Below are 11964 nucleotides of genomic sequence, written 5' to 3'. Positions count from 1 at the left end.
GCCACGCTCGGCTTCTGGCTGGGCTCCGGCGAGGGCGCGGCGGCGGCGTTCACCGCGGCCGTGGCCGTGCTGATCATCGCCTGCCCGTGCGCGCTGGGCCTGGCCACGCCGACCGCGCTGCTGGTCGGCACGGGCCGGGGCGCGCAGCTCGGCATCCTGATCAAGGGCGCCGAGGCGCTGGAGTCCACCCGTGGGATCGACACCGTGGTGCTGGACAAGACCGGCACCGTCACCGAGGGCCGCATGTCGCTGACCGCCGTGCACCTCGCCGAGGGCGAGGACCGCGCCGAGGTGCTGCGGCTCGCGGGCGGGCTGGAGCACGCCTCCGAGCACCCGATCGCGCGGGCCATCGTCCGCGCCGCCGGGTTCGACGGCGCCAAGGCGCCGGAGGTCACCGGCTTCGCCAACATCGAGGGGCTGGGCGTCCAGGGCGTGGTGGACGGCCACGCCGTCCTGGCCGGCCGCCCGGCGCTGCTCGCCGAGTGGTCCCAGCACCTGCCCGAGCCGCTGGAACGCGCGGTGCGCGAGGCGCATGACGCCGGGCGTACGGCGGTGGCGGTCGGCTGGGACGGCAAGGCGCGGGCGGTGCTCGTCGTGGCCGACACCGTGAAGCCGACCAGCGCCGAGGCGATCCGCCGCTTCCGCGCCCTCGGGCTGACCCCGGTGCTGCTCACCGGCGACAACGAGGCCGCGGCCCGCGCGGTCGCCGCCGAGGTCGGCATCGACGAGGTGATCGCCGAGGTGCTGCCCGCCGACAAGGTGGACGTGGTTAAGCGGCTGCAGTCCGAGGGCCGCAGCGTGGCCATGGTCGGCGACGGCGTGAACGACGCCGCCGCGCTGGCCCAGGCCGATCTGGGCCTGGCCATGGGCACCGGCACCGACGCCGCCATCCAGGCGTCCGACCTCACCCTGGTACGCGGCGACCTGCGCGTGGCCGCCGACGCGATCCGCCTGTCACGCCGCACACTGCGCACGATCAAGGGCAACCTGTTCTGGGCCTTCGCCTACAACGTCGCCGCGCTCCCGCTGGCCGCGATGGGCCTGCTCAACCCGATGATCGCCGGAGCCGCGATGGCCTTCTCCAGCGTGTTCGTGGTGAGCAACAGCCTGCGGCTGCGCACCTTCCGCTGACCCCCCAGGCGCCGCAACGCCGCGCAACACCGCGCAACGCCCTGTAACTGCCCGTAACGCCCGCATGGCCGCGGATTCCGGCGGCCATGCGGGCGTTGACTTATAAACCCACTTTTCCTACTGTTTTCATAGGCAATAGGGAAAGGAGGGGTCTACGTGGCCTCTTCCACGGCCGGGGCGCGCAGACGGGTCCACCTCGCGGCGCACTTCCCCGGCGTGAACAACACCACGGTCTGGGCAGACCCGCGCTCGGGGAGCCAGATCGACTTCGCCTCCTTCGTCCACCTCGCCCGTACCGCCGAGCGCGGCAGGTTCGACTTCTTCTTCCTCGCCGAGGGCCTGCGGCTGCGCGAGCTCAAGGGCCGCATCCACGACCTGGACGTGGCCGGCCGGCCCGAATCGCTGACGGTGCTGGCCGCGCTCGCCGCCGTCACCGACCGCCTCGGCCTGGCCGCCACGGTCAACACCACCTTCAACGAGCCCTACGAGCTGGCCCGGCGCCTGGCCACCCTCGACCACCTCAGCGCGGGCCGGGCCGCGTGGAACGTGGTGACCACCTCCGACGCGTTCACCGGCGAGAACTTCCGGCGCGGCGGCTACCTCGACCGGGCCGACCGGTACACGCGGGCGGCGGAGTTCGTCCAGCTCGCCCGCACGCTGTGGGACTCCTGGCCGCCCGGCGCGGTGGCGGCCGACCAGGAGTCGGGGGTGTTCGTCCGCCCCGGCGCGATCGGCGAGGTGCGCCACGAGGGGGCGCAGTTCAACGTCCACGGCCACTTCAACGTGCCCCGCTCACCCCAGGGGCATCCGGTCATCATCCAGGCGGGCGACTCCGACGAGGGCCGCGAGTTCGCCGCCGCCACCGCCGACGTCATCTTCAGCAGGCACGGCACCCTGGAGGACGGGCGGGCGTTCTACGCCGACGTCAAGCGCCGTCTGGCCCGCTACGGGCGCGAGCCCGGCGACCTGAAGATCATGCCGGCGGCGACGTACGCGCTGGGCGACACCGACGCCGAGGCCGCCGAGCACGCGGCCGAGATCCGCCGGCAGCAGGTGAGCCCGCAGACCGCCATCGCGTTCCTGGAGCAGATCTGGGGCCGCGACATGTCCGCCCACGACCCCGAGGGCCCGCTGCCCGACGTGGAGCCGGACCTGGAGGGCGGCGTGTCGCAGGGCCGGGTGCAGGTCGCCGACCGGGCCGCGGTCGTGGCGCGGTGGCGCTCCGTCGCCAGGGAGAAGGGGCTGAGCATCCGCGACCTGGTGATCGAGATGACCGGCCGTCAGTCGTTCGTCGGCTCCCCGCAGACGGTTGCGCGGCAGATCGAGGAGTTCGTGACGGCCGAGGCCGCCGACGGGTTCATCCTCGTGCCGCACCTCACGCCCGGCGGGCTGGACGACTTCGTGGACCGGGTGGTGCCGCTGCTCCAGGAGCGCGGCGTGTTCCGCGAGGAGTACGAGGGCGTCACGCTCCGCGACCACCTCGGGCTGCGCGCGCCGGGGAGGGCGGCATGACCGATCACCTGCACCTGGCGGTCGCGCTCGACGGGGCCGGCTGGCACCCCGCCGCGTGGCGTGAGCCGGTCGCACGGGCGGGCGAGCTGTTCACCGCGCGCTACTGGGCCGGGCTCGTGGCCGAGGCCGAGCGCGGGCTGCTCGACTTCGTCACCATCGAGGACGGTTTCGGGCTGCAGTCCACGCTCGACGACGGCCACGACGGGCGGGTGGACCAGGTGCGCGGCCGCCTGGACGCCGTGCTGCTGGCCGCCTCCATCGCCCCGCTGACCTCGCACATCGGGCTGGTCCCCACCGCGACCACCACCCACACCGAGCCGTTCCACGTCGCGATCGGCATCGCCACGCTGGACCACGTCAGCCAGGGCCGCGCCGGGTGGCGCCCGCAGGTCTCGCCCCGCGCGAGCGATGCCGCCCACTTCGGCCGCCGCTCCTTCCCCCCGCTCGACCCCGCCGCCCTGGACGAGCGGCACGTGCGCGACCTGTTCGAGGAGGCGGGCGACGCCGTGGAGGTGGCCCGCCGCCTGTGGGACAGCTGGGCCGACGACGCCGAGATCCGCGACGTCGCCACCGGCAGGTTCCTCGACCGCGACAAGCTGCACTACATCGACTTCCGGGGCCGCTGGTTCTCCGTCAAGGGCCCCTCGATCACGCCCCGGCCGCCCCAGGGGCAGCCGGTGGTCACCGCGCTCGCCCACGCCCGGGTGCCGTACGAGTTCGCGGCCCGCAACGCCGACATCGTCTACGTCACCCCGCGCGACCGTGACCACGCCGCCGCCATCGCCGGGGAGATCAGGGGCATCCCCGGGGGCGGCGGGACGGTGCGGATCTTCGCCGACCTGGTGGTCTTCCTCGGCCACTCCGCCCAGGAGGCCGCCGAGCGCAAGGCCAGGCTCGACGAGCTGGACGGCGCCGCGTACGACTCCGACGCGCTGATCTTCACCGGCACCGCCGAGGAGCTGGCCGACCTGCTGCTCGACTGGCGCGGAGCCGGGATCGAGGGCTACCGGCTGCGGCCGGGGGCGGTGCCGTACGACCTGAAGGCCATCGCGCGCGGGGTCACGGCCGCGCTGCGCAGGCGCGGCGCGTTCCGGCACGCGTACGAGGCCGCCACCCTGCGCGGGCTGCTCGGCCTGCCGCGACCCGCCAACCGCTACGAAGAGGCGAGCACCACGTGAAGTTCATCACCATCACCCTCATCGTCCACGGCCCCGACCCCATCACCGGCCACACCAAGACCACCACCGAGCGGTTCCGCGAGGTGGTGGACAACGCGGTGCTGGCCGAGGAGCTGGGCTTCGACGGGTTCGGGGTCGGCGAGCGGCACGAGCGGCCGTTCATCTCCTCCTCGCCGCCGGTCGTGCTCAGCCACATCGCGGCCAGGACCTCCACCATCCGGCTGTTCACCGCGGTCACCACGCTGAGCCTGCTCGACCCGGTGCGCGCCTACGAGGACTACGCCACCCTGGACCACCTGTCCGGCGGCCGGCTTGAGCTGATCATCGGCAAGGGCAACGGCGCGGCCCAGGCCAAGCTGTTCCACGTCACCCCGGAAGACCAGTGGGACCGCAACCGGGAGGCGTACGAGCTGTTCCGGCGGCTGTGGCGGGAGGACAAGGTCACCTGGGAGGGCCGGTTCCGGCCCTCGCTCACCGACGCCGAGACCTGGCCGCGCCCGTTGCAGCGGCCCATCCGGGTCTGGCACGGCAGCGCGACCAGCAAGGAGTCGGTGGACCTGGCCGCCAAGTACGGCGACCCGCTGTTCTCCGCCAACGTCACCAACCCCATCGAGCCGTACGCCGAGCTGGTGGACCACTACCGCGAGCGCCTGGCGCACTACGGCCACGACCCGGAGCAGGCGCTGATCGGGGCGGGCACGGCCGCGTACTACGCCGCGAAGAACTCCCAGGACGCGATCGACACCTACCGGCCGATCTTCGAGGCCCGGCAGCGCGCGTTCGCCGCCCTGGGCCTCCAGCCGGTCTTCCACTCCATCGAGGACGCCGTCGAACGCGGCTCCCACCTCATCGGCAGCCCGCAGCAGATCATCGACAAGGTGCTGCGCTACCACGCCAGGTTCGGGCACGAGGTCATGCACCTGCACGCCGACGCCGACGGGCTCACCCAGGGGCAGCACCGCGAGGCGCTGGAGCTGTTCCAGAGCGAGATCGCCCCCGTGCTGCGCAAGGAGATCCCCAGCCGCCCCTTCCCGGAAGGCGTGTCATGACCGAACCCCGCACCCCCCTCCCGCTGTCCATACTCGACCTGGCGCCGGTCCCGTCCGGCGGCACCGTGGCCGGCGCGCTGCGCAACACCATCGACCTGGCCCGGCGGGCCGAGGAGTTCGGCTACCGCCGCTACTGGGTGGCCGAGCATCACCTCGTCCCGGGCGTGGCCAGCTCGGCGCCGGCCGTGCTCATCGGCCAGATCGCCGCCGCCACCCGGACGATCCGGGTCGGCTCGGGCGCGGTGCAGCTCGGCCACCAGACCCCGCTGGCCGTCGTCGAGCAGTTCGGCCTCATCGACGCCCTGTACCCCGGCCGCATCGACCTCGGCCTCGGCCGCTCCGGGCAGCGCCGCGCCGAGCTGCTGGCCGAGAAGGACGACCCCGGGCCGCCCGAGGCCAAGGTCGTGGACGGGCTGCTCATCCCGCCGCCGTTCTCCTTCGCCGCCGTGGCCCGCTCGCCGCAGTTCGCCTTCCACGCCTCGCTGCTCCAGCAGCCCGGCGCCGTCGCCCCGGACTTCGCCGAGCAGGTGGACGACATCCAGGCGTTCCTGCACGGCACGTACCGCTCGCCCGAGGGGTACCCCGCGCACGCCGTCCCCGGCGAGGGCGCCGACGTCGAGCTGTGGATACTCGGCAGCAGCGGCGGGCAGAGCGCCCAGGTCGCGGGCGAGCGCGGGCTGCCGTTCGCGGCCAACTACCACGTCAGCCCGGCCACCGTCCTGGAGGCCGTCGAGGCGTACCGCAAGGCGTTCACGCCCTCGGCGGAGCTGGCCGAGCCGTACGTCGTGGTCTCCGCCGACGTGGTCGTGGCCGAGGACGACGCCACCGCCAGGGAGCTGGCCAAGCCGTACGGGCTGTGGGTGCGCTCCATCCGCACCGGCCAGGGCGCGATCCCCTACCCGAGCATCGCCGAGGCCGACGCGCACGAATGGACCGACGAGGACCGCGCGCTCGTCGCCGACCGGACCGACACCCAGTTCGCCGGCTCGCCCGAGACCGTGGTGGAGAGGCTGCGCGTGCTCCAGCGCGTCACCGGGGCCGACGAACTGCTCGTCACCACCATCACCCACGACCACGCCGACCGCGTGCGCTCCTACGAGCTGCTCGCCCGCGCGTGGCGCGAAGCCGCACAGGAGGACCAGCGGTGAAGCTGTCGAAGGTCGTACCCCCGCTCGTGCTCGCCCTGGCCCTGACGGCCTGCGGCGGGCAGGGCGCGCCCGAGGCGGCGAAATCGGACGGCGGGTCGCTCACCTGGGCGATCGAAACCGAGCCGATCACCTTCAACCCGCACCAGTGGGCGCAGAACAAGGCCAGGCTGCTGGTGTTCAACCAGTTCGACGCCCTGCTCGCCAAGGACGCCAAGGGCGGGTACGCGCCCTGGCTGGCCACGTCCTGGGAGGTCTCCGACGACGGCAGGACCTACACGTTGCGGTTGCGCGACGACGTGACCTTCCACGACGGCACGAAGTTCGACGCCGCGGCCGTCAAGGCGAACCTGGAGAAGTTCTCCGAGCCCGACTACAACCCCGCGGTCAAGGCGATCCAGCTCCGCACCCTGGACAAGGTGGAGGTGGTCTCGGCCACCACCGTGAAGATCACCCTCAACGAGCCCGACACACTGTTCCTGGACTTCCTCGCCTCCCCGTACGCCGGGCAGGTCTCACCGAAGTCGCTGCGATCGGCCAAGGACCTCAAGGCGGGCGGGCCCGACCTGGTCGGGACCGGGCCGTTCATCCTGGACCGGTACGTCAAGGGGCAGGAGGCGCACTACCGGCGCAACCCGGCGTACAAGTGGCCGCCGGCGACGGCCGCGCACCAGGGGCCCGCCCACCTGGCGGAGCTGACCTACCGTTTCCTGCCCGAGGCCGCCGTACGCGTGGGCGCGCTCACCTCGGGCCAGGTGGACGTGATCGAGGGCGTGCCCGCCACCGAGGTCAAGCTGATCAAGGCGGACCCGGACCTGACCTACCAGACCGCGCTCAACTCCGGCACCGCGTTCTCCTACTACTTCAACACCTCGCACGCGCCCTTCGACGACAAGAGGGTGCGGCAGGCGTTCCGCGAGGCCGTGGACGTGGACGCGGTGCTGAACTCGGTCTACCAGGGCACCGCCACCCGCGCCTGGTCCATCGTGGCCAAGTCCAGTCCGTTCTACGACGCCACCCTGGAGGGCACCTTCGGCGGCGACACCGCCAAGGCCAACAAGCTGCTCGACGAGGCCGGGTGGACCGGGCGCGACTCCGAGGGCTACCGCACCAAGGACGGCAAGCGGCTCACCGTGCGCGCGGTCGCCTCGGCGCCGTTCGTACGGGACCGCCGCGACATCCTGGCCCAGGCCATCCAGGCCCAGGTCAAGCAGACCGCGGGCATCGACTACCAGATCAAGATCGTCGATCAGGGCACGGCGCAGAAGGCGCTGGACGACAACGCCTACGAGCTGTTCGAGAACTCCCGCGGCGACTCCGACGCCGGCGCGGCCCTCAACCTGATCCTCCCCGAGGACGCCGCCATCAACCGCACCCACTTCCACGACCCCGACGTGGACAAGTGGCTGGCCGCCGCCGCGGCCGACTCCGACACCGCCGAGCGCGCCCGGCTCTACGCCAAGGTGCAGCAGGCCGCGGTGACCGAGCACGCGATCGTCTTCCCGCTCTACGTGCCCGCCGACCAGATCGCCGCCCGCAAGAGCGTGCAGGGCCTCGGCTTCGACCCGGCGTCCGGCACGCCGCGCAACGCCTACGACGTGCGGATCGGCACATGAGATCCATCCTGTGGGCCGTCGCCCGCCGGGTGGGCGCGGGCGTGGCGGTGCTGTGGGCCGCCGCCACGGCCGCGTACGCGGCGCTGTGGCTCGCCCCCGGCGACACCATCGACGTACTGATCGGAGACGGCCCGGACACCCCCGAGATCCGGGCCGCGATCAGCGCCGAGTGGGGGCTCGACCGGCCGGAGATCGTGCAGTACCTCGCCTACCTCGGCCGGCTGCTCCAGGGCGACCTGGGCCGGTCGTACTGGCTGCAGCGCGACGTGGGCGAGGTGCTGGCCTCCCAGCTCCGCCCCAGCGTCGAGCTGGTGCTCGCCGCCGCCGGCACCGGCGTCGTGCTGGCGCTGCTGATCGCGGTCCTCACCGCCGGCCGGGGCCCCTGGCCGCGCCGCGCCGCCTCCGCCGCCGAGCTGGTGTCGGTGTCCGTGCCCCCGTTCGTGATCGGCATCCTCCTGCTCACCGTCTTCTCCTTCACCCTCGGCTGGTTCCCGGTCTCCGGCGCGGACGGCCCGGCCGCGCTGGTGCTGCCCGCCCTCGCGCTCGGCCTGCCTATCGCCGGGGTGCTCGGCCAGGTGCTCCGCGACGGCCTGGAACGCGCCCTGGAACAGCCCTTCGCGGTCACCGCCCGCGCCCGCGGCCTGGGGGAGCGGGCCGTGGTCGCCAGGCACGCCCTGCGCCACGCACTCCTGCCCGCCGTCACCTACGTCGGCTGGTTCACCGGCAGCGTGCTCGGCGGCGCCGTGATCACCGAGATCCTGTTCGGCCGCCCCGGCCTCGGCCAGGTCACCATGGACGCCGTCTCCGGCAAGGACCTGCCGGTCGTGATGGCCGTGGTGATCCTGTTCGCCGCGGTGTTCGTGGCGATCAGCACGGTCGTGGACCTGGCGTACCGGATCATCGACCCGCGGCTCAGGACGACCTGATGGCCGCCATCGCGCTGCGCCTGAGCCGGCCGCGTCCCGGGGTCACGGCCGCCGCGCTCTTCCTGGCGCTGCTCGCGGTCGCGGTGGCCGCGCCCGGCCTGCTCGCCGGCGCCGACCCGCTGGCCGCCGACCCCCTGCGCGCCCTGGAACCGCCCGGCCCCGGACACTGGCTCGGCACCGACCACCTCGGCCGCGACGTGCTGGCCCGCGTGGTGCACGGCGCCCGCCACTCGCTCACGATCGGCGTGCTCGCCACCGCGCTCGCCGTGGCCTGCGGCCTCGTCCTCGGCCTGGCCGCCGGGCTCTCGCACCGCTGGGTGGACGAGGCGCTGGCCCGCTCCTTCGACGTGCTCGGCACCCTGCCCGAACTGCTGCTGGCCCTGCTGGTCGTGGCCATCACCGGGCCCGGCACCGGCAGCGTGGTGCTCGCGATCGGCATCGCGCAGATCCCGCACTTCGCCCGGCTCGTACGCGCGCAGACCTTCGTGGTACGCCGCGCGGGCTACGTCGAGCAGGCCGTGACGTTCGGCTTCTCCCGGGCCGCGATCACCTTCCGGCACGTGCTGCCCAACGTCCTCGGCCCGCTCCCGGTCCTGGCCACCATCGCCCTCGGCAGCGCGGTCATCGCCGCCTCCGGCCTCAGCTTCCTCGGCATGGGCCCGCAGCCGCCCGCCCCCGAGTGGGGCGCCATGCTCTCCGAGGCCCGCAACTACATGCGCGTCGCCTGGTGGGAGGCCCTGGCCCCCGGCGCGGCCGTGACGCTCACCGTCGTCTGCCTCACCGTGACCGGCCGCCACCTCCAGCACCGTTTCGAGGGGAGAACCCCATGACCGAACTGGCGATCACCCGGCCTCGACGCCGGGAGACGGCCGCCCCCCTGGTCGAGATCGAGGACCTGCACGTGACGTTCCCGGCCGCCGGGGTACGGGCGGTGCGCGGCGTCTCGCTCACCATCGCCCCCGGCGAGTGCGTGGCCATCGTCGGCGAGTCGGGCTCGGGCAAGAGCGTGACCGCCCGCTCCCTCCTGGGCCTGGCCGGACGGGGCGCGGAGGTGCGCGCCGCCCGCTTCGACCTGGCCGGCCGGAACGCCCTTCGCTTCGCCGAACGGGACTGGCGCCACCTCCGGGGCCGTCACATCGGCCTGGTGCTCCAGGACGCGCTCGTCAGCCTGGACCCCCTGCGTACGGTCGGCGCCGAGATCGCCGAGGTCCTCGCCCGCCACGACGTGGTCCCGAGAGCGCAGCGGGCGGAGCGGATCACGTCCCTGCTCCGCGCCGTGGGCATCCCCGACCCCGAGATCCGGGCCCGGCAACGCCCCCACCAGCTCTCCGGCGGCCTGCGCCAGCGCGCTCTGATCGCCTCCGCCCTGGCCGCCGACCCGCCCCTGCTCATCGCCGACGAGCCCACCACCGCCCTCGACGTCACCGTCCAGGCCCAGATCCTCCGCCTCCTGTCCGCCCGCCGCGCCGCCGGCACCGCCCTCCTCATGATCAGCCACGACCTGGCCGTGGTCGCCGCCCTGGCCGACCGCATCCTGGTCATGCGCCAGGGCACCATCGTCGAACAGGGCCCCGCCGCCACCCTCCTCACCACCCCCACCCACCCCTACACCCGCACCCTGATAGCCGCCATCCCCTCCGCCACCACCAAGGGCACCCGCCTCTCCCCCCACCCCTCCCACGCCACCGACCCGGCGCGGGACGGTTCGGCGACACCCGGCGCCGGTGAGGGCCGCGCCGACCCAGCGGGCGACGGTGGCGCAGGGGCGGTGCCGGCTGCTGCTGAGCGGCGCGTGCCCGAGGAGGAGGGACGCGCGCATGCGGATGCGACGGGCGCCGGGCAGGCCGAGCACGGCCCCGGACATCGGGACACTGAGCGGGACCCCATCGCCCCGGCGCACTCCCGTGGCGTCGGGGCGGTGCGGGATGGTGCGGCGGCGGTGTCCGTCTCGGGTGCGGCGGGTGCCGTGCGGGCTCATGATGGGGTGGCCGACGGCCGGCCCACTTCCGCGTTCCTCCGTGGCGCAGGGTCGGCGCAGGGTGCTGCGCCGGTGCCGGGTGCTGGCGAACGGGGCGGGGCCGAGGTGGAGGGGCGCGCGCATGTGGACGCGGCGGGCGCCGGGCAGGCCGAGCACGGCCCCGGACATCGGGACACTGAGCGGGACCCCATCGCCCCGGCGCACTCCCGTGGCGCCGGGGCGGTGGGGGATGGTGCGGCGGCGGCGCCAAGGCCGGGTGCGGTGGGTGCCGTGCGGGCTCATGATGGGGCGGCCGACGGCCGGCCCACTTCCGCGTTCCTCCGTGGCGCAGGGTCGGCGCAGGGCGCTGCGCCGGTGCCAGGTGCCGGTGAATGGCGCGTGGCCGAGGTGGAGGGGCGCGTGCATGCGGATGCGGCGGGCGCTGGGCAGGCCGGGCTCGTCCCTGGGCATCGGGACGCCGAGCGGGATCCCAGCGCCCCGGCGCACTCCCGTGGTGCCGGGGTGGCGGTGGTGGCCGGCGGCGATGAGCGGCGCGCAACCGGACCTGGCCCCGGCCATACCGGCCCCGGCCATACCGGCCCCGGCCATACCGGCCCCGACCATGCCGACCCCGACCATGCCGACCACGACCATGTCGGCCCTGGCGGCGAGCCGGACGAGGTCGTGGCCGTGCGGGGGGTTTCGGTGGCTTATGGGGGCAGGGTGGCCGTTGATGGGGTGTCGCTGGTGGTGCGGAAGGGGGAGACGCTGGGGGTCGTGGGGGAGTCGGGGTCGGGGAAGACGACGCTGGCTCGGGTGGTGATGGGGCTGGTGGTGCCGGACGAGGGGGAGGTGGTGGTGCGGGGGCGGGCGTGGAGTCCGGGGCCGGAGCGGGGGCGGCGGCCGTGGCGGCGGGCGGTGCAGCTTGTCGCGCAGAGCCCGCTGGAGTCCTTCGATCCCCGGCACACCGTGGAGCGGCTGGTCGGGGATGCGCTGCGGGGGATCGTGCCGCGGGAGCGGCGGCGGGAGGAGGTGGTGCGGCTGCTGGACCGGGTGGGGCTGGTGGCGTCGGTGGCCGGGCGGCGGCCACGGGAGCTGTCGGGCGGGGAGCGGCAGCGGGTGGCCATCGCGCGGGCGCTGGGGGCTCGGCCCGACCTGCTGGTCTGTGACGAGCCCGTCTCGGCGCTGGACGTGTCGATCCAGGCCCAGGTGCTCGACCTGCTCGCCGATATACAGGCCGAGGCCGACACCGCAATGATATTCATCTCACATGACCTTGGCGTCGTGCACCACGTAAGCGACCGCGTAATGGTGATGAAGGACGGGCGCGTGGTGGAGGAGGGCGACGTGGACGACGTCTTCCACCTGCCCCGCCATCCCTACACCCGGGAGCTGGTCGCGGCGGTGCCGAGGCTCACCGTGGGGTGAGGCGGATGTGCGGATCACCCGG

9 protein-coding genes are annotated in these 11964 nt (G+C 74.0%); all 9 read left to right on the top strand.

Annotated elements, in window-relative coordinates:
• A partial coding sequence (locus tag HNP84_RS38755) for a heavy metal translocating P-type ATPase (protein ID WP_185055012.1) occupies positions 1-1131 on the top strand: 1131 nt, incomplete at its 5' end.
• Positions 1132-1287: 156 nt separating this feature from the next.
• Complete coding sequence (locus tag HNP84_RS38750) at positions 1288-2643, top strand: NtaA/DmoA family FMN-dependent monooxygenase (RefSeq protein WP_185055011.1); 1356 nt, start codon at positions 1288-1290, stop codon at positions 2641-2643.
• The gene (locus HNP84_RS38745; protein WP_185055010.1) at positions 2640-3821 is read left to right on the top strand and encodes an LLM class flavin-dependent oxidoreductase; all 1182 of its coding nucleotides are present in this window, start codon (positions 2640-2642) and stop codon (positions 3819-3821) included. Before HNP84_RS38750 ends, HNP84_RS38745 begins: the two co-directional genes overlap by 4 nt.
• Positions 3818-4870 (top strand): LLM class flavin-dependent oxidoreductase, encoded by a 1053-nt coding sequence (locus tag HNP84_RS38740; RefSeq protein ID WP_185055009.1) that lies wholly within the window; start codon positions 3818-3820, stop codon positions 4868-4870. The genes HNP84_RS38745 and HNP84_RS38740 overlap by 4 nt, the downstream gene beginning before the upstream one ends.
• The gene (locus HNP84_RS38735; protein ID WP_185055008.1) at positions 4867-6018 is read left to right on the top strand and encodes an LLM class flavin-dependent oxidoreductase; all 1152 of its coding nucleotides are present in this window, start codon (positions 4867-4869) and stop codon (positions 6016-6018) included. The genes HNP84_RS38740 and HNP84_RS38735 overlap by 4 nt, the downstream gene beginning before the upstream one ends.
• Positions 6015-7631 (top strand): ABC transporter substrate-binding protein, encoded by a 1617-nt coding sequence (locus tag HNP84_RS38730; protein WP_185055007.1) that lies wholly within the window; start codon positions 6015-6017, stop codon positions 7629-7631. The genes HNP84_RS38735 and HNP84_RS38730 overlap by 4 nt, the downstream gene beginning before the upstream one ends.
• Positions 7628-8557 carry an ABC transporter permease gene (locus tag HNP84_RS38725; protein ID WP_185055006.1) on the top strand — a complete coding sequence of 310 codons (930 nt, stop codon included), beginning with the start codon at positions 7628-7630 and terminating at the stop codon, positions 8555-8557. The genes HNP84_RS38730 and HNP84_RS38725 overlap by 4 nt, the downstream gene beginning before the upstream one ends.
• Positions 8557-9387, top strand: a complete 831-nt coding sequence (locus HNP84_RS38720) for an ABC transporter permease (protein ID WP_185055005.1) — start codon at positions 8557-8559, stop codon at positions 9385-9387. The genes HNP84_RS38725 and HNP84_RS38720 overlap by 1 nt, the downstream gene beginning before the upstream one ends.
• Complete coding sequence (locus HNP84_RS54105) at positions 9384-11942, top strand: dipeptide ABC transporter ATP-binding protein (protein WP_246519221.1); 2559 nt, start codon at positions 9384-9386, stop codon at positions 11940-11942. Before HNP84_RS38720 ends, HNP84_RS54105 begins: the two co-directional genes overlap by 4 nt.
• Positions 11943-11964 lie beyond the last annotated feature (22 nt).

Source organism: Thermocatellispora tengchongensis (assembly GCF_014202315.1).
Classification (GTDB): domain Bacteria; phylum Actinomycetota; class Actinomycetes; order Streptosporangiales; family Streptosporangiaceae; genus Thermocatellispora; species Thermocatellispora tengchongensis.
This window is presented reverse-complemented; position numbering and strand designations above follow the sequence as displayed.